Raw genomic sequence first — 23,761 nt, forward strand, 5'->3', positions numbered from 1 at the left:
GCCCGCACCGTGTTCCGGTGCGGGCCTTGTGTTGTTCGCCTCTAGCGCGGAGCCATGCGCAGCGCGCCATCCATGCGGATGGTCTCGCCGTTCAGGTAGTCGTGCTCGGTGATGTACTGCGCCAGCTGCGCGTACTCGTCCGGGCGGCCCAGGCGCGACGGGAACGGAACGCCGGCCTCGAGGCCCTTGCGGTACTCCTCGGTGACACCGGCGAGCATCGGGGTGTCGATGATGCCGGGTGCGATGGTGTTGACGCGGATGCCGAACTGCGCCAGGTCGCGCGCGGCCGGGATGGTCATGCCGGCGACGCCGCCCTTGGAGGCGGAGTAGGCGATCTGCCCGATCTGGCCCTCGAACGCCGCGACCGAGGCGGTGTTGATGACCACACCGCGCGAGCCGTACTCGTCGACCGGCTCGGTCTTGGAGATCGCGTCGGCGGCCAGGCGCATGACGTTGAAGGTGCCCAGCAGGTTCACGGTGATGACCGTGCGGAACAGCTCCAGATCGTGCGGGCCGTTCTTGGACAGGATGCGCCCGGCCCAGCCGACGCCGGCGCAGTTGACCACGATGCGCAGCGGCACACCGGATTCCACGACGGTGGCGACCGCGGCGGCCACCTCGTCACCGGAGGTGACGTCGGTCGGGATGAGGGTGATCCCGGCCGGGACGCTGTCGCCCGCGCGCTCGATCGACTGGGCCAGGTCCAGGCCGAACACGGTGGCGCCGGCGTCGGCCAGGCGCTTGGCCGTGGCCGCGCCCAGGCCCGAAGCGCCTCCGGTGACAATGGCGGCAGATCCCGAAATCTCCACGGGGTGGTCCTCTCGAACGTGGACGGCCCTCTCACTGGCCTTCCGTCAATAGGCACCATAGTGGGGCGGTGCACCGGCCTCGAGGGGGGCCGGGTATGTACGGGTTCGCCCGTACCCGTCAGTTTGCGAACATGACTGTTCGCCGAGTGCTACTGTCGCTGCATGAACGCCGGTCAACCCCCACGTCAGCGCCGTGGTTTCCGTCGCTCCGTCCCGCGCGTGGCCGGCAAACGGATCCTGATCACCGGCGGAGCGCGCGGCATCGGCGCCGCGCTGGCCCGCCAGCTGCACGCGCACGGCGCACGCGTTGCCCTGCTCGGCATCGAGGAGGCGCTGCTGGCCGAGGTCGCCGCCGACTGCGGCGACGCGCCCTGGCGCTACTGCGACATCGGCGATCCCGCGCAGGTGGAGCGCGTGGTCAACTCCCTCACCGCCGAACTCGGCGGCCTCGACGCGGTCGTCGCCAACGCCGGCATCGCCCGCCAGATGTCCCTGCTCGGCGGCGATCCGGAGGTGCTGGAACAGACCCTCACCGTCAACGTGCTCGGCCTCTACTACACGCTGCGCGCCGCGGGCCCCCACCTCGCGCACCGCGACGGCTACGTCCTGATCGTCACCTCGCTGGCCGCCGCGGTCCACCTGCCCCTGGCCGGCGCCTACAGCGCCTCCAAGGCCGCGGTCGAGGCGCTCGGCAACACCCTGCGCATAGAAATGCGGCACACCGGCGCGAAGGTCGGCCTCGCCTACTTCGCCGAACTCGACACCGACATGACCAGCCGCGGCTTCGGAACCCATGCCGCGCACAGCATTCTGGGCCGCTCGACGGTGTCCGGCATCGCCCCGCTCGGCCCCGCCATCGACGCCATGGAACGCGCCCTGGCCCGCCGCGCCCGCCGCGTGGTCTCGCCCTACTGGGTGGGCGTGGTGCTGGAGTTCCGCGGCATAGGTCAGCGGGTGATCGACTACGCTCTGCGCCACGGCGTCGCGTCCGGTCTCGACATAGCTCGCACCGAACAGGTCGGTTTCACCACCGAACAGCCCGCCCGACCGAGCAGAATGGGGAAGTTCGCCTAACCCGTCCCGGCCCAACGGAGTTCACCGCATGCCCGAATCGGCTGTCACCGCCCGCCAGCTGCCCCGCGGCCGCCACGGTCTGCCCCGGGAGATCGTGGTCGCCGCCCAGCGCGACCGGATCCTGCTGGCCATGGCCGAGGCGATGGCGGAGAACGGGTACGTCGGCACCCCGGTCGCCGCGGTCATCAAACGCGCGGGCGTGTCCCGCGAAACCTTCTACGAGCAGTTCCGTTCCAAGGAGGACTGTTTCGAGGCCGCCTACGAGCGCGCGGTGGAACTCCTGCTCACCGGCATGCTCGCCGTCACCGGCCTGGAGATCGAGGGCGAGACCGAAGCGGCCCGCATGGAACGCGTCCTGGGCGCCTACCTCGACGCGCTCTCCGCCGAACCCGCCTACGCCCGCCTGTTCCTGGTCGAGGTCTACGCCGTCGGCCCCGAGGCCATCGCCCGCCGCACCCAGCTCCAGGAAACCTTCGTGGCGATCGTCGCCGACATCCTCGAGGCCGACACCGACCAGCAGCACTTCGCCTGCCAGACCCTCGTCGCCGCCCTGAGCGCGATGGTCACCAACCGGATAGCGATCGGCGACCTGGAAGGCCTGCGCGCGCTCCGCGAGCCCCTCATGGACCTGGTACGCCGCAGCGGCGGCCTGTTCGGCACGATCCCGCTGGCGGACGGGCCCGAGCCCGAGAACGCCGACTAGGCCTCGGGAAGCAGCGTTTTCGTGCGGCCGGGGTGGTTCGTCGCCACCCAGCTCACGCCGAGGTCGGCGCAGAGTTGCACGTCGTCGGGATCGTCGACCGTCCAGACATAGGTCGCCCGGCCCGCGGCGGCGGCCTTGTCGACCAGGTCGGGGTGTTCGCGCAGGGTGCGGACCGAGGGGCCGATCGCGGTCGCGCCGACCGTGGTGGCCGCGCCGCCGGACAGGTAGAGCGAGGACTCGCCCAGCAGCACCGTCGGCAGCAGCGGCGCGGCGCGGCGGATGCGCCACACCGCCGTGGCGGCGAAGGAGATCACCACCGCGCGTGAATGATCGGCCGAGGCGGGTGCGGCGATGCCGTAGCGCTGCAACTCGGTCAGCAGCGTCGTCTCCACCTGGGCGCCGAAGCGCACCGGGTGCTTCGTCTCGATGAAGAGCTTGGTGGGGCGGCTCTTCCAATCCAGCACCAGCTCGATCAGCTGGGCCAGGGTCAGCACCGGGGACGGTTCCTCGGCGGTGCCGAAGTTCAGGGCCTCGAGTTCCTCGAGGGTCATCTCCGAGACCGCGCCCACGCCGTCCGAGGTCCGGTCCACGGTGCGGTCGTGCACGCAGACCAGCTGACCGTCCTTGGTCAGTCGCACATCGCATTCGACGCCGTCGGCGCCCTCCTGCAAGGCGAGTTCGTATGCGGCGAGGGTGTGTTCGGGTCGCGCCGCCGACGCCCCCCGGTGCGCGACCACGAACGGCGCGCGACTGGCCCGGCTCACTTCGCCAATACCTCCTCATGCTCGGCTTCCGGCGCCCCCGTGGACTCCGGGCCGGCCGCCTCTGCGGCGATGGCCTCATCATTGCCGACGGCGGTCGCCGGCGCGCGCCCGGCGGCAGCCGCCGATCCCGGCTGCACCGGTTCGATGACCGGCGCGGCGGGTGTGGTCGCGATCAGCCAGCGCTGCGCGGTGAGCTCGCGCCCCCGCAGATCGCGCCCGGCGAAGCCGCGCACCAGCCACAGCGTCAGCACCGCGATCCCGGCCGCGAACGCATCGGTCCACAGCGTGATCAACACGCCGTCCGCGCGCACCTGCAGCGAATCGCCGAAGCGGTACAGCACCGCGATGACCACCAGCAGGCCGTTGAGAACCCAAGCGGCCCACCAGATCCGCACCATGCGCAGCAGCCGCGGTTCGTCGGCCCCGGTGGCGCCGACCCGGACCGTCTCGGTCAGGAAGACGCCCGGCCACACCAGATTCACCCCGGGCACGAGACAACCCGCGAACAGTTCCGCGAGCGACCGCGAATCCTCGCGTCCCGCAGCGGCATACAGGCTCGTCCGGGTGCGCGCCAGCCAGCCCACCACGGCCACCGCGGTGATCAGCGCGACCACCATCGCCGTCACCGCGGCGACCGTCACCGCGGCATCGGACAGCCACAGCAGCCACGGCTCGATCAACCGGCGGCGATTGCGCAGCAGGATCCCGTAGCGCCCCAGCTCGGTCAGGGCCGCGACGCCGAACACCACGGCGGTCGTGACGAGCAGGCGGGGCAGGCGCGCGACGAGCCGGTCGATCCGGTGCACGGGCTCGGCGGCGGTCTGCGGCTGCTGGTCCTGCAGACCCCAGCGCGGGATCTGCGTGTAGTGCGGGGTCGCGAGATTCGGTGCGGTGCGGCGCGGTGTCCCGGGATGCGGGGCCTTGCGGCCCGGCGGGCGGGCGACCCAGCGGTAGTTGCGCCGCTCGGGCGGAGCGTCGACCGGGGCGGGTGAGAGCAGCACGCCGTGGCAGCGCGGGCACCAGTGCAGCGGTTTGCCCTGCACGGCCCAGCGCGCGCCGCAGCGGGCGCACGGCTGCACGACCGCTGATCGCGGTTGGCCCACATTTCCCCCTGTCATCGCTCCATCATCCTGCGCCTAGTAGACCTTCGCGTCGGCGCCGTCGCCGGTGAGCGGGCGTCCCGTCTGCTGCCAGGCAACCATGCCGCCGCTGACATTCGTGGCATCGAAACCGATATGCGTCAGATACTGCACAACCTGGATCGAGCGACCGCCCTGCCGGCAGATCACGTAGATCTCGGAGTCGTAGTCCAATTCGTCCAGCCGCGCGGGCACGTCGACCATCGGGATGTGGATGGCGCCGGGCGCGTGGCCCAGGCTCCATTCATCGTCCTCGCGCACGTCCAGCAGCAGGGCCGGGGGCGGGGTGGTGGCGGCCCACGGCTCGGCGGCGTCGAATTCCGCTGGCACGGCATCGATCGGTACCGAGGGGACGTGGGAACTGGTCACGGTTTCGATCCTGCCACGCGTGCCGGGGAGCCGGGGAGTTCTATCCCCTCGAACCGGCCTGCCGCATCGACATTCCGGGTGCACGCGACTCGCCGAGCGGCACGAAACCGCCGGTCGGTTCCCCTCGGTGGAAGCCCGTCACCCACCCCGTTGCGGTGGGTCTGTGCATATCTCACTTGTAGTTATCCACATAATCCACAGGCTGATCCACAGCCGGGTTGTGGATAGCTCGGGTTGCCCGCGTGGCCGCGGCGAAAAAACCCGACAACACTACCAATAATCGGAAATCCTCTGACGGACAACGCAAGATCGGTAGCCTGACGCTATGACTGTGAGCAGGGGGCTACTCGACGGCGTGGACATTTCCGGACTCAACACCGCTCTCTCCGAGGCGACCTGCCTCGGCGTGGAGGTCGACACCGCAGCCGCCGAGCTGCGCCTGGAGCTCGACGTGCTGACCCTGCCCGCCGACGGCCCGCCGCCGACGGACTGCGACGTCTTCCTGATCCTGTCCGGGGTCAGCCGCGTCGCGGCCTCCCTGCGCAGGCAGCGCTGGGACGACCTGGATCCGGTGGTGCTCCCGCTCGCGCTGGACGGCCTGCACGACGCGGTCAGCAGCTTCGGCGGCGGCGCACTGCACGGCTGGGAGTTCTTCGACCTCGACGACAACGCCTGGACGCAGTGGCGCAAACTGCTCAGCTTCGACACCGTGCTGTCCGACCGCTCGGCCGCGCACATGCTCGAGTTCTCCCAGGAGGAGGGCATCGACCCCCGCGAGCTCGATATGCGGGTGTGGTTCGACGGCATCAGCGTGCAGGACAAGGCGGGCAAGGAGATTCCGCTCGAGGAGTTCGTCGCGGGCGGGGTGCGCTGGTGGAAGGCGCACTCGGCGGGCGATCCGCGCACCATGCGGCCGAATATCGTTCCGCCGCTGTAACTTCGGATTCCTCGGATCGAACGGGCCGCACCGGGTCAGGCGCCGGGCGGCCCTTCCGCATGTTCGGGCCCGCGCCCGGCCGGGTTGAGATCAGCCTGTGTCCATAGGTTGGGAAAACTGGGTAAGCGCTGGAATGTGGGGGCACGCGGCCCGGTTGCACGGGAGCGGGTGTACGAATGATGGTTGGGTGCGCCGCGGCACGGGCCGAGGGCACACAGCCGACGACACTGAGCACTGAGGAAGGGACATCGTGGCCGAGTACACGCTGCCAGAACTGGATTACGACTACAGCGCCCTGGAGCCTTTCATCTCCGGGCAGATCAACGAGATCCACCACACCAAGCACCACGCGGCCTACGTCGCGGGCGCCAACGCCGCCGTCGAGAAGCTGGAAGCCGCGCGCGAGTCCGGCGACCACGCGGCCATCTTCCTGAACGAGAAGAACCTGGCCTTCCACCTGGGCGGCCACGTCAACCACTCCATCTGGTGGAAGAGCCTGTCCAAGGACGGCGGCGACAAGCCGGTCGGCGACCTGGGCGCCGCGATCGACGACCAGTTCGGTTCGTTCGACAAGTTCGTCGCGCAGTTCTCCGCGGCCGCCAACGGCCTGCAGGGCTCGGGCTGGGCGTGGCTGGGCTACGACACCCTGGCCGGCAAGCTGCTCACCTTCCAGCTCACCGATCAGCAGGGCAACGTGCCGCTCGGCATCATCCCGCTGCTCGGCCTGGACATGTGGGAGCACGCCTTCTACCTGCAGTACAAGAACGTCAAGGCCGATTACGTCAAGGCGTTCTGGAACGTCGTGAACTGGGAAGAGGTGCAGGACCGCTTCGGTCGCGCCGTCAACCAGGGCAAGGGCCTGATCTTCGGCTGAGATCGCACGCATCGCGGAGTTCACGCTCCGTGACACGCCCGGCTCGGTAGGCCCGCGAACCCACCCCGGTTCGCGGGCCTACTGCTGTTTCCGGCCCCTGAACGGCGCGATGTTCGCCGGGCCGTTCGTCTGCTAGCACTCTTTGGTACTTGTGTGCCAGTCCGATTCCGGGGCATTCTCTGAATCCACAACCAGGACGGGCAGGGCCGCCCCCGTATTTCCGCACTTCGGGAGGGCGTAATGAGCGAACAGATCGGTGTACTGCCGTTTCAATCGCGTGGGTCGCTACGCGGATTCGTGATTTCGGGCCGCTGGCCGGACTCCACCAAGGAATGGGCGCAGGTGCTGGTCCTGGCCGTGCGGGTGGCCAGCCTGCCCGGACTGCTGCCGACCACCACCGTGTTCGGAGCCCGCGAGGAACTCCCCGAGGATCCGGATCCGGACATGGTCGGGCTCGTCATCGCCGAGGGCACCGTGCTCGGGCAGGAGGCACTGCTGCCGGGCCGGTTCGCCCAGCATGTGCCGCCGGCCCTGATCATGTTGCATCCGCCGCGCGAAACCCGGCCCTCGCTGCCCGAATGCCTGGGCGCCGCCTCGGGTTGCCTGCTGCTGCCGGGTCTGCCGCATCTGGGCCTCGAGCATCGGGCCGCGTGGGTGGAGACCGACACCGACGGCACGGTCACCTCCATGGTGAGCCGGGTCGGGGTGGATCCGATCAGTGATCCCGACACCGCGGTTCTGGCCATGCTGCTGGCGGCGTGAGGGTACCCGAAACCACCCGGCAGTGTTCCCAAACTTATTGCGCGCATTGCGATTTCGGCGATAGATGTTTGCGTCTGCCGGGTTTGCCGGGGTAAAGTCTCCGGCAGCGAAGGGGAGTAGCCCCCAATCGCGTAGTCGACATACTGGTCCCGCGCGGATCCGGCTGCGTGAACCGTCAGCGCCCTGTCCGGCGCCCGGTGGGCGAGACCTTCGGCCGACGAGAACCAAACCGATACACGGTGCGGCGTCGGCTGAAGCGCCCGCGCATCTTCAGCCGACAGGCCGGAAACCCTGGGAGCTGATGTGATCACCACGATTTTGCTGACATTCGGCGTGCTGTTCCTCGCCGAACTCGGCGACAAATCGCAGTTGATGGCCCTGACCTTCGCGCTGCGCTACCGCTGGTGGGTGGTGCTGAGCGCGATCACCGTGGCCAGCGTCCTGGTCAACCTCATCGCCGTCGGCGTCGGCCACTTCCTCGGCGCGGCCCTGCCCACCGAGATCATCTCCTTGTTCGCGGCGGCCATCCTGATCGGCGTCGGCCTGTGGACCCTGCGTGAGACCCTGCCCGGCCGGGAGGACGGCGACGAGGCGGAGGACGAGGCCCAGCTGCCGGCGTCGCGCTCGGCCTTCTTCGTGGTGCTGTCCGCGTTCCTGCTCGCCGAGCTCGGCGACCGCACGATGTTCGCGACGATGGCCCTGGCCACCAACAACGGCTGGGTGGCGGTGTGGATCGGCTCGGTCCTGGGCATGGTCGCCGCGGGCGGACTGGCCATCCTCGTCGGCGTCACCGTCGGCAAGCACGTGCCCGAACGCACGATCGCCGTCTGCTCGGGTCTGCTGTTCCTGTACTTCGGCGCGACGACCCTGCTGGGTACCGTCGCCCCGGGCCTGGGGACGGTCGCGATGGTCGCGGCCGGCGCCCTGCTGCCGCTGGCGGCGGGCGCGGTGCTGCTGGTGCTGCGCCGTCGCGCGGGTTCCGGCGAGCCGCACGTGCACCACCCGGACGCCGAGGCGCTTCCGCGGTCCTCGGCGCAGGCGTCTCCGCCGGACGCGCACTGATCACCTCGAGCGGCCGCCCGTACTGCGATGGATATCCGGAAACGCTGAACAGCGCTGTGCCCGAGAGCCGTTGGAAAGCCTAAACAGGCAGGTCAACGCAAGGAAATAATCTCCGCCCTGCTACCCTTCCGCGTCATGGGTAAGAGCAAGCGCAACAGTCCCAAGCCGGACAGCAACCGCGCGCAGAAGCTGGCCGCGCGCCGAGCCGAGCAGGAGCAGGCTTCGCAGGCGGTCACGCGGCCGTTCGAGGGTCTGGCCGCGGAGTGCGATCTGGTCGCGCTACGGGAATTCGTGCCGTCGGCTACCGCCACGCTGAAGCTGGCGCCGGGGGTCGCGGCCGAGCGCGCGGTGACCCTCGCGACGGTGCTGCCGGGGGCGGTTGCCGCATTGGTGCGGGCGGGCGACGAGCCGCTCGGATTCGTCGGCACGCAGGTGCAGTTCCAGTCGGACAACCCGGCGAGTGATCTGGCCACCGCGATCCTGTGGACCCAGTCCGCGGAGCCGGGCGAGTCGCTGGCGGCCGCGAGCGTGGACGGCGCGCCGACGCTGACCGACGTCCTGGATCCGGGCGCCGCGCTGGACCTGACCGTGCACCAGGACTTCAACTGGTGGGTCCCCGAGGGCGTCACTCCGGACAAGCAGGTGGCCGCCACCATCGAGCAGGCGAACCAGGCGATCATGCCCTCGGCGCGCCTGAACCTGGGTGCGGACGCCGTCGGCGCGGCCTGGTGGGTGGATGCGGGCGAGAAGGCGCATCTGCGCTGGGTGCGGCCCGAGGACGAGGATCAGCTGATGCTGGCGCTGGCTCGGCTGCACGCGGCCGGCGAGCTGCATCTGGGCGAGGATTCGCGGTTCGCGGGTTCGTTCCGCACGCACGGCCTGCTGGTGCCGGTCTTCGACCTGGACCCGGAGAAGCACGCCACCGAGTGGGAGCCCGCCGCTCGCGAGTTCGGCGCGCGCCTGATCGCGGCGCTGGCGAACACCGAGCCGCTCACCTCCGAGGAGCGCCGCTCCCGCGACGGTCTGCGCTCGCGTCAGGTGACGCTGCGCTGATTCCCGCGCACCGGTCCGCCGCACCCGGATCCGGGTGCTGAGCGGGCGATCTCCGGGCCGTTTGCCGGTTGGTTGCGACCACCGGCAAACGGCCCGAAAATTTTGCCGGAAGAATTTTTGAAAAAACCATATCTCGTTCGTTGGGCTCGGTTACGTTCTCCTCACCCCCGGAACAGCGGGGAGTCACCCCGGAAACTCGGGGCAAACCTGATGAGGAGAACACCATGGATGCCATTCTCGGTCTGATCAAGAGCCTGTTCAGCAGCATCTCCGCGAAGTAGCAATACCGCGGTAACCCAACAGAAAAGGCCCGGTCCAGCGCAAGGGACCGGGCCTTTACTGAAATTGCGAACTAAATGGAACCGCCCGCGGCCTTCGGGGACCCGGAAGCGTCCGGCGGCGAGCTCAGCTCGCGCGCGACGAAGTTCTCCAGGTCGAACATATTCGCGCTGGCCCGGTCGGCGACCGTGAGCAGCGTATTCATGTGCGCGACTTCCTCGACCTGCTCCTTGAGGAACCACTGCATGAACTGTTCGCCCAGGTAATCGCCTTCTTCCCGGGCGGTGCTGGCGAGCTGGATGATCTGGTCGGTGACCGTCTTCTCCTGCGCCAGCGCCAGCGCGATCGGCTCGCGCGCATTCTCGAATTCCGACTTGGCGGCGTCGACGCTGGTGAAGTCGACGCTCATATCGCGGTCGAGGAAGTACTGCGTGATCATCATGGCGTGATTGCGCTCTTCGACCGCCTGCTTGTAGAAGTGCTTGGCAAGCACCGGCAGATCCGCATTGTCGAACCACACCGCGATGGCGATGTACTGGTGTTCGGCATTGAATTCATTGCGGATCTGGTCATGCAGCAAACCGTGGAACTTGCTGCGCTTGGTTTGGGTTCGGCTCGACATGCCGACGACATTAGCCCTGGTCAGAACGCGTGTCATCCAAGTGCAGCCTTATTGAGCCCAGCCTAAATGAGGCAAGTATTGCCTAATTCGACTAATTGCCGACGGTGGTGACGAGGTCCGCCGGAATGGGTTCGTCCTTGGCGAGCGCTTCGAAGAACCTGCTGGCCCGGGCCTTGTCCCAGAGCAGCACGTTGCCCGCGTCGGTGTCGTCGAACCCGGCGATCGGCACGGTCGTCGCGACCGGATCACCGGCCAGCGCCTTCCCCAAAGATGCCAGATTCCACACATGATCGCTCGTGTCGACCTTCAACGCCTTCGTCAAGCCCTGTATCAACGGCCACGACCGGAACGGGTTGATCAGCGTGCCCGGACTGGCCGCCTTCTTCAGCAGCGCGCTCAGGAACTTGCGCTGATTCAGCATGCGATCCAGATCCGCGCGCGGCGTGGCGCGGGTGCGGACGAAGCCGAGGGCCTCGGCGCCGTTCAGCGTCTGGCAGCCGGCGCGCAGGCTGAGCCCGGCGAGCGGGTCCTCGATGGCGTCGTCCAGGCACATCTCGATCCCGCCGACCGCGTCGACGATGTCGGCGAAGCCGCCGAATCCGATCTGCGCGTAGTGGTCGACGCGCAGTCCGGTCGCGCCCTCCACGGTCTCGACCAGCAGCGTCGGGCCGCCGAAGGAGAACGCGGAGTTGAGCTTGTCCTTGCCGTAGCCCGGAATGGTGACGTACGAATCGCGCGGCAGGCTGACCAGCGTCGGCTCCCCGGACTCCGGCACGTGCACCAGGATGATCGTGTCGGTCCGCTCGGAGCCGACCTCACCGCCGGTCGCGAGTTCGGATTCCTGTTCCGCCGACAGACCCGAGCGACTGTCCGAACCCACCAGCAGCCAATTGGTCCCGGGCGTGTTGGTGGGCCGCCCGGTGTAGTTGGTGAGCGCGTCGATCCGCGCCAGGTGGTTCTCGACATAGAACCCGACGCCGATCGGCAGCAGCAGGATGACCAGCAGCAACGCCAGAATCCAACGGCCCCAGTGCCGTTTGCGCCGGGGCCGCGGCGCGGGCGCGCCACCCTTGCGCCGCCGCCCCGGCAGCGCGGGCGGTGGCGGCGTTCCCCGGTCGTCGTCCCGGTACGCCTCGGGCCGCTGGGTCGGCGCGTGCGAGGCGACCGGCCGTGCCGGTCGGCGCTGTGCCGGGGCCGGCTCGTCGGCCTGCTCGTAGCGCCGGGTCTGCTGGGGCGGCGCCACGCGCGGATCCCGTTGCCCCGGACCGGCATTACGCTGCCCCGGACCGGCCGCGCGCTCGCCCGGACCCGCGGTGCGCGAGCCGGGAGCGCCGCCGCGCTGCCCGGGCGCCCCGCCGCGCATTCCCGGGTCACCCTGTGCCGGGCCCGGATTGCGCGATGGGTTCGGGTTCCGCTGCGGTGGAACCGGATTGCGGGGCGGCTGATTCCGCTGCGGGGCTTGCGGCCCGCGCCCGTGCGGCGGCTGCTGCCGGCCGTCGGGCCGGCCGGGCCACCCCTGATTCGGGATCGGCTCATCGCGCTGCATACGCCTGTTGCGATCAGCGGGTGGGTGCGCGCTCGGGGGTTGCCCGTGGGATGCTCCGGGGCGCTGCGGGCGAGCCGGGGGCTGCGCCGGGCGTCCCGGCGGCGGCTCCCGGCGCATCCGTGCAAAGTGCTGGGGGTCGTCGCCGTTCATCACTGTCGACTCTACGGATCGAACCGCCCGAACGGTTCATCTCGGGTGCACTTCTTTTCGCATTACGGCAGCCAGGAGACGTGACCGCGCAGTAACGCGTACCCGATATAGGCCACCGTGTCGATGAGCGCGTGGGCCAGCAGCAACGGCCAGAGACGGTTCGTACGTTGCCAATACCGGCCGAAGATCAAACCCATGACCACGTTGCCTATACCGCCGCCGAGGCCCTGATACAGGTGATAGCTGCCACGCAGCAGCGCCGACGCGAGCAGCGAGCGATTCTCGCTCCACCCGAGTGCCCGCAGCCGGGTGATCAGAAACGCGACCACCAGGATTTCCTCGGCGGCCGAGTTGGCCCACGCGGTGAGCACCAGCATGGGCACCCGCCACCAGTACTGCAGCGAACCGGGCACGATGGTGACGCTCACCCCGAGCGCGTGCGCGGCCAAATACAGTCCGAGCCCGGGTATTCCGATGATCGCGGCCAGCGCCAGCCCGGGCAGCACGTCCGCCCGCCAGCGCAGCCGCCGCGCCAGCCCGATGGCCCGCGGCCCGATTCCGCTGCGCCACAACAGGTAGAGCCCGAGCGCGGCCCAGGCCAGCAGGCGCGTGGCGCCGATCAGCTGGAACAGCAGATCGATGGTGGACTGCGTGGCGCGCGAGGGGTTGAGCGCGACCGTCTGCCCGCCGACGCCGCCGGGGGAGAGTGCGCTCTCCAGCAGCGACAGGGCGGCCGAGGCGCCACTCAGGCCGAAGGTGACGGCCAGCACGACCGCGATCTCGATGCGGATGGCCCGCCGCTCGGCGTCGGTCTCGGCGACCGGGAACTTCCGGGGCGGGGTGTCGGCGGCCGGGGTCATGCGGTCAATCTATGCGGTCAGATGCGATGCAGCCCGCCGCGGAACGGGTTGGCGGCCAGGGCCTGCACCGCGCGGCTGAGCGATTCCACATCGTCGGCGGGCGCGGCGAAGGGCAGCCGGATGTCGTGGTCGGCCTCGGTGCCCTCCACTCGCAGGGTGACCCCGTAGCGGTCGATGGCCAGCGGATGCACGAGCGCGCCGCGCCGCAGGCCGGGCGGCAGGTGCCGGGCCAGCCGGTCGATGACGTCGGCGTGGTCGGCGTGCAGGTGCTGCAGCCAGGCCGCTTCCATGCCGACGAACGGGTCGGGCCGGGTGTGCCGGAGTTCTTCGCGGCCAACCGAATCCGCGCCGGTGGTGTCGGCGACGACGGCGGAGTCCACGACCAGGCGCAGCAGGCTGGCGGTGTGACCGATGTCGAGCAGGGACGGGTGCGGGTGGTCCTCGGCGACGGCGGCGGCCAGGGCGCGCTGGGCGTTGGCGGGGACCGCGTGCACCCAGCCGCGCAGCCAGACCAGGGCGCGCACGGGTTCGCGCAGCGGCAGCGGCGCGTGGTCGGTGAGCTCGAGGACGGCGGGGGAGCCGGTGGTGCCGCTGCCGACGACGAGCTGGGCGGCGACCGAGTAGGTGGGGACCGCGATCACGATGTCGCCGCACTGGCGCAGCAGGTGGACGGAGGTGGGTACCGGGTCGAGGCCGGGCAGCGCCAGTACCGCGTTATCGGCGTGCGCGCAGGCGCTGTGCACACGCTCAGCGGTAGTGGGGGCGACGACCGGGGCCGTTCGGGGCATACAACACCTCCGGAATGGAATTAGGTAAACCTAAGCTAAGTCAGAGTGTGATCTTCCGCAACCCTTGCGCTCGCCTACCGTGAAGCCGTGCCCCACGATTCGCATCCCGCGCCCGAGCCGGTCTCCCTGCAATTGAGCTTTCCGGCCAAGCCCGGCGGGCAGGGCCTGACCGCCGGCCTGGTCCGGCCGGTCACCGCCGATCCCGGCGCCGTACCGGTGCTCGACCTGGCCGCCGCCGACGAAACCGTCTCGGAGTTCCTGGTGCGGATCGCGCACGGCGACACCGGTTTCATCGCCCGCACCGACTCCGGCGAACGGGCCCTGGCGATCGTGGCCGCCACCGTCGCGGCCCTGTGCGGCGACGACATCCGCCGCGCCCTGCAACGCCCGGACGTCGCGTTCCTGCGGGGACTGAAGGGCCCGGCCGTCGAGGCGCTGCGCGACATCCTGCTCGCGATCGAGACCACCGACCGCGACGCCGTGACCAGCGCCCTGACGGTCCTCGCCGACTGAGGGCTCGGCCCCGCGCGGGCCCACCCGGGGTGAAACGCTGGGCCGCGCCGCAGGCTCGGACCTCGCCGTCCGGCGGCCCTCGGAAACCGTCCCGGGCGTGGCAAACCGTTCAGGTCGAGGCAAACCGTGGGAGCCCCGCGCGGGCACAAGTAATCTCGTAGTCGTGCCGCGCATCGCCTACTTCGGGCCGTCGGGAACTTTCACCGAGATGGCCCTGGCCAAACTGGAGTCCACCGAAATATTCGGCGGGCCCGTCGAGCGTGTGCCCGCACCGAGTCAGGGCGCGGCCATCGAACTGGTCCGCGCGGGCGAGGCCGAGGGCGCGGTCGTGCCGATCGAGAGCTCGGTCGAGGGCTCGATCTCCCCGACCCTGGACGCGCTGGCCCTTGGCCCGCGCCTGCAGATCATCGCCGAAACCGAACTGGACGTGGCCTTCACCATCGTCGGCAAGCCGGGGCTGTCGCTCGACCAGGTCCGCACCGTCGCCGCCTACCCCGTCGCGGCGGCGCAGGTGCGGATCTGGCTGGCGCACCGGCTGCCCGCCGCCGAGCTCTACACCTCCGCCTCCAACGCGGCCGCCGCCGAGGACGTGGCGGCCGGGCACGCCGACGCCGCGGTCTCGACCGCGCTCGCGGGTGAGCGCCTGGGCCTGGCGACCCTCGCCGCCGGCGTCGCCGATCACGATCAGGCCGTGACCAGGTTCGTGCTGGTCGCCCCGCCGCAGCCGGCTCCCGCCCGCACCGGCCGCGACCGCACCTCGTTCGTGCTGGAACTGGCCAACGAGCCCGGTTCGCTCATGCGCGCCTTCGCCGAATTCGCCACGCGGGGCATCGATCTCACGCGCATCGAATCGCGCCCCACCCGAACGGGCATGGGCACGTACCGCTTCTACCTGGACTGCGTCGGCCATATCGACGACGCCGCGGTGGCCGAGGCGCTGAAAGCGTTGCACCGCACCGCGGCCCGGATCCGCTACCTCGGATCCTGGCCCGCGACCTCGGCGACCGGCGCCCCGCCGCCCGCCGACGAACCCGCGGCGGCCTGGCTGGCCGATCTGAAGAAGGGGGTGGCTGATCTGTGACCGGCAAACTGATCCTGGTCCGGCACGGTGAGACCGAGGGCAATGTCGGCAAGATCCTCGACACCCGCCTACCCGGGCTACCCCTGACCGAACGCGGTGCGGGACAGGCGAAGACGTTCGGCTCCGGCCTGCTCGTCCCGCCGCAGCGCCTGTTCTCGTCCGAGGCCCTGCGCGCCCGTCAGACCGGCGGCTACATCGAGGCCGCGACCGGCGTGAACCTCGAGGTGCTCACGGATCTGCAGGAGGTGCAGCTCGGCGATCTGGAGGGCCTGAACACCAGAGCGGCGCACGAGGCGTTCCAGGACGTCTACCACGCTTGGCATTTCGGTGAGCTGTCCGAACGCGTCCCCGGCGGCGAATCCGGCAACGACGTGCTGGAGCGCTACGTTCCCGCCCTGGAGCGCCTGCGCGAGACCTATCTGACCGACCCGGAGGCCCCCGACCTGATCGTGGTCAGCCACGGCGCCGCGATGCGCCTGGTCTCCCGCGAATTGACCGGCGTCCCTCGCCAGTTCGCCGCCAACAACCACCTCGACAACACCGAGACGATCGAGCTCCTCCCGGTCCCCGGCGGCTGGGACTGCACCCGCTGGGGCAGCTACCTCCCGCCCTTCGCCGCCGACATCGCCCCCACCGGCGACGACCCGATGGGCTGAGCCGATCCGAGCTTCGATGCGCTCGGGCACCGGCCGCGTGCTTGCTCGGCTGCCGGCGGGAGCAGCTCTCCGGCTCAGGCGGGCGGTGGCGGGAGCGGGAAGTCCTGGCGCAGGGGGAGTGTGGCGATCAGGTCCGACAGTGCCGTGCGCAGGCGGGCGGGGGCGCCGGCGGTCAGGGCCGTCCATTTCGTACCGTCGTCGGCGCGGGAGGCGGTGGCCAGCAGGCGGCCGTGGCGGGTGTCGAAGACCGCTATGTGGTTGTCGGTGACCTCGCGGGCGGCGTCGGCGTAGACGACGGCGACGATCTCGGCGTGCGAGTCGACCTGGATCAGGGCCGCGGCAAGGGTTTTCGCGTCGCGGGGCGGCTTGCCGATCAGGGCGAGGCGGTTCGCGGTGGTGGTGACGTCGGTGGCGGCGTCGTCGAACACCGGGGCCAGTTCCTCGGTGGGTGCGTTCATGCCCTCGATGTCGAGCGGACCGGCGGGGCCGAGCGCGGCCAGGATCGTGCCCGGAAGATCGTGTCCCGCTTCGTCGATGACGTACGAGTGCGGCCCGCGCAGCGCCAGCACCTCGATGTCGTCGCCCTTGGCCAGACACAGTCGATTGACCTGCTCGCCCACGTACCAGCGCAGCGCCACCACCCAGTGCGGACGGTGCAGCACCCGCAGCCGTTCGGCCAGCTCGGGATGAATCTCGGTGCCGTCCAGCAGTTCTCGCTCGGCGAGTGACACCGCGGCGGCCGCCATGGCCGCGTCGTGATCGGCGGCGTTGTCATAGCGGCCCATGGCGTCGAGCACCACGGGCAGCTCGTCGATCCCCACCGCCTCCAGCAGATACTGCATGTCGTCGAGCGAGAGCGTCACCGCCCCCAGCGGCGACGGCCCCCGCCCCGCGCCGAGCACACTCACCTCGCGTCGCCCGGCTCGCCGCCGATCACCGCGGGCGCCAGCGCGTCGCCATCGGAGAACGGCCGCTCGGACCGCCCGAATCCCTTGCCGCCGTGCGCCTCCTCCTCGTCCCGCGCGGCCTGATTGCCGAGCAGCGGGTGGGCTCCGGGGCCTTGACGCACCGGCGCGGCCGCCGCGTTCCCCGCCCCCGCGCCGGGCATCGGTTCGGCCAACGGCGCCGCACCACCACCGATGCCGCTGCCCGCACCCCAGCCCTCGGGCAATCGCAGTGTGCCGCCGCCGTTTCCGATGCTCACCCCGCCACCACCGCCGAACCCCGCCGCGCGGATGCTCGCCGCCCCTCCGGCCGCCACCGCCGCCGCGCCGAGCCCGGCCGCGATCCCCGGATTCGCACCGGGCACGGCCTGCGTCAACCCGTTCCCCACGGCGGTGATGGCCGTCTCCGCGACGGTGCCCGCGGTGGTCGCGACCCCGGTGACCACGGTTCCCGCGGCCTGCGAAACCGCGCTCAGCACACCCGGATTGTTCGCGAACGCCGCCGCCGCGCCGAGCGCCGCCTGCACCGGACTCGTGCCGTCCCCGAACGCGTTCGCCGCAGCACCGGCCTCGGCCGACCCCGCGCCCATGGCGATCGGCGGCGGCATGAAGAACTCGCCCGGCGTGGTGACCAGCGTGGTCGTCGCGAACTCGTAGGTCTCCATGACCAGCGCGGCCCGGATGTCCAGGGCCAGCTTGGCCGCCTCCGCGGCTTCGGCAGTGCCGTTGAGCGCGCCGCCGGTCGAATGTGCCGCCACCCGAGCCGCTTCCACGAGCGCGATCTCGGGCAGGCTCGGCATGACCAGCGAGGCCACGGTGTACGCGGTGGCATTGGCGGCCGTCTTGGCGGCCATGACGCCCGCCATCACGGTCTGCTGTTCGGACCACACGGTGAACCCGGTGAGCCGCCCGAGCACGTTGATGCCGTTCAACCCCTGCAACCCGACCCCGACCTCGGCCATGACGCGGGCCACCGTGGCGGTGGCGTCGGCCCATCCGGCGGCCAGGGCGCCCCACGCGGTACCGGCCGCGACGATCGGAACCGCGTGTGCCCCCGCGTTCAGCGACAGAGAATTGAGTTCGGCCATCCGGGGCAGCCAGAAGACGCCCGTGATCCCCAGTGTCATGTCGGAACCCCCTACACCGGAATAGCGGCGATCCCGGCCGCGCGCACCGCGTCCTGGATCAGGTACTGGGCGAGCTGGCTGCGCAGCGTGGCGGCGGCGTGGTGTAGTTCGAGAACAGCCTGGGCGGTTGCTCGATCGTGGCTCAGGGCAGCCTGATTGAAGTGCGCGGCGGCCAGGAAGGAGACTTCCTCGGTGCCGGAGGGCAGCACGTGGGTGGCCGGCGCGGTGGCGGCGGACAGCGCCGCGAGTCGTTCGGCGAGTAGGTCGAGCTCCAGTGCGGCCGCGAGAACGACCTCGGGCTGTACGAGGACGTGGCCAACCATGATCGAGCCCCCTTCACGAGTCTTCCCGGATATGAGATTGGACGCGCGGGTTAGCTGATCGGTTCCCCCCGGAGCTGTCAGCCCCAACCCAGCTGATGCAGCCGGTCGTCGTCAATCCCGAAGTAGTGCGCGATTTCGTGAATCACCGTGACGGCCACCTCGTCCACCACTTCGTCCTCGCCGTCGCACATCTCCAGGATCGCGTCGCGGTAGATGGTGATGGTGTCCGGTAATGCGCCCCCGTAGTGGCTGAAGTCCCGTTCGGTGAGCGCGATGCCGTGGTACAGCCCGAGCAGATGCGGGTCCTCGTCGCTGCGCGGCTCTATGAGAACCACCACGTTGTCGATGGCCTGCGCCAACTCGGCCGGAATCAGGTCGAGTGCGTCGCCGACGAGCTCCTCGAAGCGCTCGTCGGACATGGAGACCGCCATTGCTATCCGTTCTGCGCGTACTCGGCATGGTTCCCGGCCACCGGGAGCCGCCCCCGCGCGGTGCGATTCCGCGCGGGCGGGTGATTCATCGCGGCTGCGGGATGACCGGCGGCGCGGCGCCCGGCAGCGGTTGCGGGGTGGAGCGCCCGTTGTTCGGCGGCGGCACGGGCGCCTGCCCGTCGACCAGGATGTCCCCGCGCGCGGAGCCGGTGATGGTCGCGAAGCCCTCCTGGTCCGCGCCCTTGCCGATCATGCAGTTCAGGCTGCGGCTGCCCGCGAGCCAGCTGCGCGTGTCGAGGAAATCCCAGAACAGGGTGAGCGTCTTATTGCGCAGCGCGTCGGGCGCGCCGAGATAGTCGGTGGAGTCCTTGGCGCACTGCTCCTCCATGAACTTGTCCTGCTCGTCCTTGGACGGCGGGCCCGCGGTGAAGCGGGCGGCCAGATCCACGGTCGAGACGATCTCGAAGGCGTGCGGCTGGGCGCAGGCGACCGGATCGGTGGGCAGGTTGCGCGAGATGCCGATGCAGGTGCCGACGTCGTACACCTTGGACTGGCTGGTGGTGCGCACGCTGCCGCTGATGGGATGGGTGGCGGTGCCCGCGCTGCCCGCGACCTGCAGGCCGCAGCGCAGCGTGCGCTCGCCCGCCTTCCAGCCCGCTTCACCCGGGTTGATCAGGCCGACCACGAACTTGCCGCGCGGATCGAACTTTCCGCCGAGGTAGCTCTGGGCCGCGCTGACGCAGTGTTCGTCGCGCAGTTCGGAGAAGCGCAGCGAGTCGGGGAAGCGCGACCCGTCGCCGAATTCCTTGCCCGGGTACTTGCTCAGATCGACATCGGAGGTGACCTCGAACAGGTGCTTGCTGTCGCATTCGACCTTCACCAGGTCGCTCGCGTTGGGCTTGGTCCAGCTCAGGCAATCGCCCTGGCCGGCGGTGCCGAAGGCCGCGCCCGCCACCGCGCCGGTGGGCTGGGACCCGCCGGGGGTGTGCGCCTCGACCCGGCTGGAGTCGAAGCCGGAGACGAAGAGCGTGATGAGCGCCGCCGCCACCGCGCCGACCGCGACGGCGAGCAGGCCGTAGCGCAGGGTCGGCGCCGACAGCGGACTGTCGTTGTCGAACCGCCGGCGCACGGCGTTCAGCGGTCCGAGCAGCGCCGATTTCCCCGAGCTCTGGGCCCGGGGCATCTGTGCGCGCTTAGGCGGCGGAGGCAACTGTTCGTCTGACATCGCCAACCATCATTGCAGTGATCGCCGCGCCGCGCCGCTACCGTTCGTACTTCGCACCCCCGATTCGCGTGGATCCGCCACCCGTTCCGCGCTGTGCGGGCCGTGTCCGGCCCGGACATGGCCCGGACCGGAGGCATCCACCCCCGGCCCGATGTTTCCCGTGGAACCGCTACGAGGCGTAGATCAGATCCGCGGCCTTCTCACCGATCAGCACCGCGGGCGCGTGCGTGTGCCCGCGCGTGATGACCGGCATGACCGAGGTGTCCGCGATGCGCAGCCCCTCGAAGCCCCGCACCCGCAGCTGCGGATCCACGACCCCGTCCGGCCCGGTGCTCATGCGGCAGGTGCCGACCGGGTGGTACAGCGTGTGCGAGTGATCCTCGAGGCAGCGCCGCAGCACCTCCTCCATCGGGGTGTCCGAGGGCACGCCCGGCTGCATGATCTCCCCGATGTGTTCCTTGAGCGCGGGCTGGCTCGCCAGGTTCGCGCAGATCCGCAGTCCTGCGAGCAGCGCGGCGCGATCGTCGGCCTCGGTGCAGTAGCGCGGATTGATGCGCGGCGCGGTGAAGGGATCGGCCGAGGCCAGGGTGATGCTGCCGAACGAGGTCGGCTTGAGCAGCACGGCCGCGAAGGTGACCGCGTGCCCGTCGGGTTCGGTCAGGCCCTCGCCGACGTACGGCGCCGGGGCGAAGATCAGCTCCAGGTCCGGCAGCGGGAGTTCGTCCCGGCTGCGGACGAATCCGTACGCCTCGCCCACGTTGGAGGTGAGCTGCCCGCGCCGGCGCAGCAGGTAGTTGGCCAGCTCCGGAATGCTCTTGTCCGCGCCGAACAGGCTGCCGCCGCGGGTGCGGTAGACGATGGGCGCGGCCAGGTGGTCGCGCAGTCCCTGCCCGACCTCCGGGGTGTGCCGTCGCACCTCGATCCCGTGGTTCTGCAGCTGATCCGCGTCGCCGATGCCCGAGAGCATGAGCAGATGCGGGGTGTTGATCGCGCCGCCGGACAGCACCACCTCGCGGTTGGCGCGCAGCTGTTTGACCTCGTCGCCGACCCGGTATTCGACGCCGACCGCCCGGGTTCCCTCGAACAGGATCTGGGTGACGTGCGCGTCGGTGACCACGGTGAGATCGCGCCGCCGCTGCTGTGCCGGACGGATGTACGCGTCCGCGGTGCTCCAGCGCGCGCCGCGCTTCTGGGTGACCATGGTCTGCGTGAAGCCTTGCGGCTCATCCAGATTCGCGGCTTCCACCGGGTATCCGGCCTGCGCCACGGCCTGCAGGAAGTCGCCGGTGAGTCCGCGCGGGCTGCGCTGGGTGGAGATGTGCAGCGCCCCTTCGGCGCCCGGCTCGGCGACCCCGTCCAGGGTCTCCATCCGCTGGAAGTACGGAAGTACCTGCTGGAAGGACCATTCGGGCCCGGCGTGGCTCGCCCACTCGTCGTAGTCGGCGGCGAAGCCGCGGACCCACATCATGGCGTTCATGGAGGAGGAGCCGCCGAGCATCTTGCCGCGCGGCCAGTAGACCTGCCGATTGCTCAGGTCGGGCTGCGGTTCGGTGCGATAGTTCCAGTCGTTGGGGCCCTGGAAGAGCTTGGAGAACCCCGCGGGAATTCGAATGAACTTGTCCTTGTCCTCGCTTCCGGCTTCGAGGACGGCGACGCTGACGCCGGGCCGGTCACTGAGCCGGGCGGCGACGGCCGCTCCGGCCGATCCGGCGCCGACGACGATGAAATCGACTGAGCTCGGCATGTATTGGGGCATTCAGACTCCTCAGGCGAGACCGCAGAGATGACGCCGGGCGCGGCGGCGAGCCACGGCGCGGGGTGGAACAGCCCGCCACGGCGCACGAGCGTGCCGGGCCGGGCGGGTGGAATGGGCCGGACACGATCGCGGGCGCAGCTGCGCTGCCGGGCGTGTCCATGGCCCCAACTATGGGCGGACGGGCGCGTACTGGCCAGCGAAACCGCGAATCCGGCGGAATCGGGGAGGCGGATGACCGGAATCCGCACCCGCGCGGGGGATATGGCGGGCGGCGGCGCGGGGGCCGGACCTACGGGAAATTGGGTGGCCGCCGCCCACTAGGCTGTTTCCTATGATCGACCTTCGATTCCTGCGGGAGAACCCGGACGTGGTCCGCGCGTCGCAGCGGGCTCGTGGTGAGGACCCGGCCCTGGTGGATGCCCTGCTCGCGGCCGATGCCGCGCGGCGTGCGGCCGTGGCGAACGCCGACGGGCTGCGGGCCGAGCACAAGGCGCACGGCAAGAAGGTCGGCAAGGCGTCCCCGGAGGAACGGCCCGCCCTGCTCGCGCGCGGCCAGGAGCTCTCGGCGCAGGTCAAGGCCGCCGAGGTGGGGGAGAAGGACGCCGACGCCGTCCTCGACGCCGCGCAGCGCGCCCTGTCGAACGTGGTGCAGGAGGGCGCTCCCGCCGGTGGTGAGGACGACTACGTCGTGCTCGATCACATCGGGACCCCGCGCGAGTTCGATTTCGAGCCCAAGGATCACCTGGAGCTGGGCGAGTCGCTCGGCCTGATCGACATGGAACGCGGCGCCAAGGTGTCGGGCGCGCGCTTCTACTTCCTGACCGGTTACGGCGCGCTGCTGCAGCTGGGTCTGCTGCAGCTGGCCGCGCAGCGGGCGACCGCGAACGGTTTCACGATGATGATTCCGCCGGTGCTGGTGCGCCCGGAGGTCATGGCGGGCACCGGTTTCCTGGGTCAGCACGCCGCGGAGATCTATCACCTGGAAGAGGACGACCTGTACCTGGTCGGCACCTCGGAGGTGCCGCTGGCCGGCTACCACTCGGGCGAGATCCTGGATCTGAGCGGTGGCGCCAAGCGCTACGCGGGCTGGTCGTCGTGTTTCCGTCGCGAGGCGGGCAGCTACGGCAAGGACACCCGCGGCATCATTCGCGTGCACCAGTTCGACAAGGTGGAGATGTTCGTCTACACCACCCCGGAGGAGGCCGATGCCGAGCATCGCCGCCTGCTGGCGTGGGAGCAGGAGATGCTGGCCGCCATCGAGGTGCCCTATCGCGTGATCGACGTGGCCGCGGGTGATCTCGGCAGCTCGGCTGCCCGCAAGTTCGATTGCGAGGCGTGGGTGCCGACCCAGCAGACCTATCGCGAATTGACCTCGACCTCGAATTGCACGACGTTCCAGGGCCGCCGCCTCAATGTCCGCTATCGCGACGAGAACAACAGGCCGCAGACCGCCGCGACGTTGAACGGCACCTTGGCGACCACCCGCTGGATCGTGGCGATTCTGGAAAACCACCAGCAGGCCGACGGCTCGGTCCGCGTGCCCGCGGCATTGGTCCCGTTCGTCGGCACCGAAATTCTGAAGCCGATTCGCTGAGTCCACCCTCCGCACCGAAACCTCTGCATCTGCTCCTCTACGCCGACGACGCCGCCTACCCCGCACACCCGTTTTTCGTCCCCGACTATTCGGATACTCCCGCCCCGACGTTCGCGGCCCGCCCGGTTCTGGACTGAGTGGAGCGGGGGAGCGAAGCGGAGGAGCGGAGGGAGGGAAGAACCGGGCATAGGGGGCCGCGAACCCGCCGGAGCGAAGCGGAGGCAAAAAGATACAGAGCGGAGGCAAAAATCAAGACACCGTTTAGGCTGGGCTCCGTGCGAGGAATCGGGTCTCGCGGCGATACCCGAACGCGGGTGCGG

Annotated in this window: 25 protein-coding genes; 11 read left to right on the forward strand and 14 right to left on the reverse strand. The window is 70.1% G+C overall.

The genetic code is table 11. The features are described 5' to 3' along the window. Nucleotides 1-41: 41 nt before the first annotated feature. The gene (locus ACFVBH_RS33160; RefSeq protein ID WP_354988166.1) at nt 42-809 is read right to left on the reverse strand and encodes an SDR family NAD(P)-dependent oxidoreductase; all 768 of its coding nucleotides are present in this window, start codon (nt 807-809) and stop codon (nt 42-44) included. A gap of 162 nt (nt 810-971) precedes the next feature. On the opposite strand from ACFVBH_RS33160, the gene ACFVBH_RS33165 reads away from it, so the two are divergent. Next, nucleotides 972-1,883, forward strand: coding sequence for an SDR family NAD(P)-dependent oxidoreductase (locus ACFVBH_RS33165; RefSeq protein WP_354988165.1), 912 nt, complete (start codon nt 972-974; stop codon nt 1,881-1,883). A 28-nt stretch (nt 1,884-1,911) separates the two neighbouring features. Beyond that, a complete protein-coding gene (locus ACFVBH_RS33170) occupies nt 1,912-2,586 on the forward strand; it encodes a TetR/AcrR family transcriptional regulator (protein ID WP_379007736.1) in 675 nt (224 codons plus the stop codon). Here the strand turns inward: ACFVBH_RS33170 and ACFVBH_RS33175 are convergent. Genes ACFVBH_RS33175 through ACFVBH_RS33185 form a run of 3 tightly spaced genes read right to left on the reverse strand, consistent with a single transcriptional unit; the run spans nt 2,583 to nt 4,858 of the window. Further along, a complete protein-coding gene (locus tag ACFVBH_RS33175) occupies nt 2,583-3,350 on the reverse strand; it encodes a glycerophosphodiester phosphodiesterase (protein WP_354988163.1) in 768 nt (255 codons plus the stop codon). The two genes, ACFVBH_RS33170 and ACFVBH_RS33175, sit on opposite strands and share 4 nt — an antisense overlap. Next, nucleotides 3,347-4,468, reverse strand: a complete 1,122-nt coding sequence (locus ACFVBH_RS33180) for a DUF4328 domain-containing protein (RefSeq protein ID WP_379007739.1) — start codon at nt 4,466-4,468, stop codon at nt 3,347-3,349. The genes ACFVBH_RS33175 and ACFVBH_RS33180 overlap by 4 nt, the downstream gene beginning before the upstream one ends. A gap of 18 nt (nt 4,469-4,486) precedes the next feature. Beyond that, nucleotides 4,487-4,858: a rhodanese-like domain-containing protein gene (locus tag ACFVBH_RS33185; protein ID WP_379007741.1), complete on the reverse strand. Its 372-nt coding sequence runs from the start codon at nt 4,856-4,858 to the stop codon at nt 4,487-4,489. A gap of 325 nt (nt 4,859-5,183) precedes the next feature. Here ACFVBH_RS33185 and ACFVBH_RS33190 point away from each other — a divergent pair, with 325 nt between their 5' ends. The 5 genes from ACFVBH_RS33190 to ACFVBH_RS33210 all read left to right on the forward strand — a co-directional run bounded on the left by ACFVBH_RS33190 (nt 5,184) and on the right by ACFVBH_RS33210 (nt 9,546). Further along, nucleotides 5,184-5,795, forward strand: a complete 612-nt coding sequence (locus ACFVBH_RS33190; RefSeq protein ID WP_354988160.1) for a hypothetical protein — start codon at nt 5,184-5,186, stop codon at nt 5,793-5,795. Between the two features lie 250 nt (nt 5,796-6,045). After that, a complete protein-coding gene (locus ACFVBH_RS33195) occupies nt 6,046-6,669 on the forward strand; it encodes a superoxide dismutase (protein WP_354988159.1) in 624 nt (207 codons plus the stop codon). 240 nt (nt 6,670-6,909) lie between these two features. Beyond that, nucleotides 6,910-7,431 (forward strand): peptidase, encoded by a 522-nt coding sequence (locus tag ACFVBH_RS33200; protein ID WP_354988158.1) that lies wholly within the window; start codon nt 6,910-6,912, stop codon nt 7,429-7,431. A 303-nt stretch (nt 7,432-7,734) separates the two neighbouring features. Next, nucleotides 7,735-8,493, forward strand: coding sequence for a TMEM165/GDT1 family protein (locus ACFVBH_RS33205; RefSeq protein ID WP_379007745.1), 759 nt, complete (start codon nt 7,735-7,737; stop codon nt 8,491-8,493). 135 nt (nt 8,494-8,628) lie between these two features. Beyond that, nucleotides 8,629-9,546 carry a DUF5926 family protein gene (locus ACFVBH_RS33210; protein WP_354988156.1) on the forward strand — a complete coding sequence of 306 codons (918 nt, stop codon included), beginning with the start codon at nt 8,629-8,631 and terminating at the stop codon, nt 9,544-9,546. 352 nt (nt 9,547-9,898) lie between these two features. Here the strand turns inward: ACFVBH_RS33210 and ACFVBH_RS33215 are convergent, their stop codons facing one another. The 4 genes from ACFVBH_RS33215 to ACFVBH_RS33230 all read right to left on the reverse strand — a co-directional run bounded on the left by ACFVBH_RS33215 (nt 9,899) and on the right by ACFVBH_RS33230 (nt 13,791). Next, nucleotides 9,899-10,447, reverse strand: coding sequence for a ferritin (locus ACFVBH_RS33215; protein ID WP_354991319.1), 549 nt, complete (start codon nt 10,445-10,447; stop codon nt 9,899-9,901). 91 nt (nt 10,448-10,538) lie between these two features. Beyond that, on the reverse strand, nt 10,539-11,810 hold the full coding sequence (locus tag ACFVBH_RS33220; RefSeq protein WP_379007748.1) for an LCP family protein: 1,272 nt from the start codon (nt 11,808-11,810) through the stop codon (nt 10,539-10,541). Between the two features lie 395 nt (nt 11,811-12,205). Next, the gene (locus tag ACFVBH_RS33225) at nt 12,206-13,003 is read right to left on the reverse strand and encodes a CPBP family intramembrane glutamic endopeptidase (protein ID WP_379007750.1); all 798 of its coding nucleotides are present in this window, start codon (nt 13,001-13,003) and stop codon (nt 12,206-12,208) included. Between the two features lie 17 nt (nt 13,004-13,020). Beyond that, complete coding sequence (locus ACFVBH_RS33230; RefSeq protein WP_354991308.1) at nt 13,021-13,791, reverse strand: DUF2470 domain-containing protein; 771 nt, start codon at nt 13,789-13,791, stop codon at nt 13,021-13,023. Nucleotides 13,792-13,878: 87 nt separating this feature from the next. Here ACFVBH_RS33230 and ACFVBH_RS33235 point away from each other — a divergent pair, with 87 nt between their 5' ends. The 3 genes from ACFVBH_RS33235 to ACFVBH_RS33245 all read left to right on the forward strand — a co-directional run bounded on the left by ACFVBH_RS33235 (nt 13,879) and on the right by ACFVBH_RS33245 (nt 16,041). Then, the gene (locus ACFVBH_RS33235; RefSeq protein ID WP_354991309.1) at nt 13,879-14,304 is read left to right on the forward strand and encodes a hypothetical protein; all 426 of its coding nucleotides are present in this window, start codon (nt 13,879-13,881) and stop codon (nt 14,302-14,304) included. A gap of 163 nt (nt 14,305-14,467) precedes the next feature. Further along, on the forward strand, nt 14,468-15,385 hold the full coding sequence (gene pheA, locus ACFVBH_RS33240) for a prephenate dehydratase (protein ID WP_379007753.1): 918 nt from the start codon (nt 14,468-14,470) through the stop codon (nt 15,383-15,385). Beyond that, complete coding sequence (locus ACFVBH_RS33245) at nt 15,382-16,041, forward strand: histidine phosphatase family protein (RefSeq protein ID WP_379007756.1); 660 nt, start codon at nt 15,382-15,384, stop codon at nt 16,039-16,041. Before pheA ends, ACFVBH_RS33245 begins: the two co-directional genes overlap by 4 nt. Nucleotides 16,042-16,115: 74 nt before the next feature. Here the strand turns inward: ACFVBH_RS33245 and ACFVBH_RS33250 are convergent, their stop codons facing one another. The 6 genes from ACFVBH_RS33250 to ACFVBH_RS33275 all read right to left on the reverse strand — a co-directional run bounded on the left by ACFVBH_RS33250 (nt 16,116) and on the right by ACFVBH_RS33275 (nt 21,847). After that, the gene (locus tag ACFVBH_RS33250) at nt 16,116-16,949 is read right to left on the reverse strand and encodes an ESX secretion-associated protein EspG (RefSeq protein ID WP_379007759.1); all 834 of its coding nucleotides are present in this window, start codon (nt 16,947-16,949) and stop codon (nt 16,116-16,118) included. Then, nucleotides 16,946-18,112: a PPE domain-containing protein gene (locus tag ACFVBH_RS33255; RefSeq protein WP_379007762.1), complete on the reverse strand. Its 1,167-nt coding sequence runs from the start codon at nt 18,110-18,112 to the stop codon at nt 16,946-16,948. Before ACFVBH_RS33255 ends, ACFVBH_RS33250 begins: the two co-directional genes overlap by 4 nt. An 11-nt stretch (nt 18,113-18,123) precedes the next feature. After that, nucleotides 18,124-18,435: a PE domain-containing protein gene (locus ACFVBH_RS33260; RefSeq protein ID WP_379007765.1), complete on the reverse strand. Its 312-nt coding sequence runs from the start codon at nt 18,433-18,435 to the stop codon at nt 18,124-18,126. Between the two features lie 77 nt (nt 18,436-18,512). Continuing rightward, the gene (locus tag ACFVBH_RS33265) at nt 18,513-18,866 is read right to left on the reverse strand and encodes a metallopeptidase family protein (protein ID WP_354991315.1); all 354 of its coding nucleotides are present in this window, start codon (nt 18,864-18,866) and stop codon (nt 18,513-18,515) included. Between the two features lie 85 nt (nt 18,867-18,951). Then, nucleotides 18,952-20,049, reverse strand: a complete 1,098-nt coding sequence (locus ACFVBH_RS33270; RefSeq protein WP_354991316.1) for a septum formation family protein — start codon at nt 20,047-20,049, stop codon at nt 18,952-18,954. A 211-nt stretch (nt 20,050-20,260) separates the two neighbouring features. Beyond that, a complete protein-coding gene (locus tag ACFVBH_RS33275) occupies nt 20,261-21,847 on the reverse strand; it encodes a GMC family oxidoreductase N-terminal domain-containing protein (RefSeq protein ID WP_354991317.1) in 1,587 nt (528 codons plus the stop codon). Nucleotides 21,848-22,178: 331 nt separating this feature from the next. Here ACFVBH_RS33275 and serS point away from each other — a divergent pair, with 331 nt between their 5' ends. Further along, a complete protein-coding gene (gene serS, locus ACFVBH_RS33280) occupies nt 22,179-23,441 on the forward strand; it encodes a serine--tRNA ligase (RefSeq protein WP_379007770.1) in 1,263 nt (420 codons plus the stop codon). The last annotated feature ends 320 nt before the right edge of the window (nt 23,442-23,761 follow it).

Source organism: Nocardia sp. NPDC057668 (genome assembly GCF_042799795.1).
GTDB lineage: Bacteria > Actinomycetota > Actinomycetes > Mycobacteriales > Mycobacteriaceae > Nocardia.

Bases quoted from the DNA above. Each gene is read 5' to 3' on its own strand.
- ACFVBH_RS33190 (WP_354988160.1), top strand. From the start codon at position 5,184: ATGACTGTGAGCAGGGGGCTACTCGACGGCGTGGACATTTCCGGACTC.
- ACFVBH_RS33220 (WP_379007748.1), bottom strand. From the start codon at position 11,810: ATGCGCGGCGGGGCGCCCGGGCAGCGCGGCGGCGCTCCCGGCTCGCGC.
- ACFVBH_RS33225 (WP_379007750.1), bottom strand. From the start codon at position 13,003: ATGACCCCGGCCGCCGACACCCCGCCCCGGAAGTTCCCGGTCGCCGAG.
- ACFVBH_RS33210 (WP_354988156.1), top strand. From the start codon at position 8,629: ATGGGTAAGAGCAAGCGCAACAGTCCCAAGCCGGACAGCAACCGCGCG.
- ACFVBH_RS33180 (WP_379007739.1), bottom strand. From the start codon at position 4,468: ATGACAGGGGGAAATGTGGGCCAACCGCGATCAGCGGTCGTGCAGCCG.
- ACFVBH_RS33165 (WP_354988165.1), top strand. From the start codon at position 972: ATGAACGCCGGTCAACCCCCACGTCAGCGCCGTGGTTTCCGTCGCTCC.
- ACFVBH_RS33270 (WP_354991316.1), bottom strand. From the start codon at position 20,049: ATGCCCCGGGCCCAGAGCTCGGGGAAATCGGCGCTGCTCGGACCGCTG.
- ACFVBH_RS33255 (WP_379007762.1), bottom strand. From the start codon at position 18,112: ATGACACTGGGGATCACGGGCGTCTTCTGGCTGCCCCGGATGGCCGAA.
- ACFVBH_RS33230 (WP_354991308.1), bottom strand. From the start codon at position 13,791: ATGCCCCGAACGGCCCCGGTCGTCGCCCCCACTACCGCTGAGCGTGTG.
- ACFVBH_RS33275 (WP_354991317.1), bottom strand. From the start codon at position 21,847: ATGCCCCAATACATGCCGAGCTCAGTCGATTTCATCGTCGTCGGCGCC.
- ACFVBH_RS33170 (WP_379007736.1), top strand. From the start codon at position 1,912: ATGCCCGAATCGGCTGTCACCGCCCGCCAGCTGCCCCGCGGCCGCCAC.
- serS (WP_379007770.1), top strand. From the start codon at position 22,179: ATGATCGACCTTCGATTCCTGCGGGAGAACCCGGACGTGGTCCGCGCG.
- ACFVBH_RS33215 (WP_354991319.1), bottom strand. From the start codon at position 10,447: ATGTCGAGCCGAACCCAAACCAAGCGCAGCAAGTTCCACGGTTTGCTG.
- ACFVBH_RS33265 (WP_354991315.1), bottom strand. From the start codon at position 18,866: ATGGCGGTCTCCATGTCCGACGAGCGCTTCGAGGAGCTCGTCGGCGAC.
- ACFVBH_RS33200 (WP_354988158.1), top strand. From the start codon at position 6,910: ATGAGCGAACAGATCGGTGTACTGCCGTTTCAATCGCGTGGGTCGCTA.
- ACFVBH_RS33260 (WP_379007765.1), bottom strand. From the start codon at position 18,435: ATGGTTGGCCACGTCCTCGTACAGCCCGAGGTCGTTCTCGCGGCCGCA.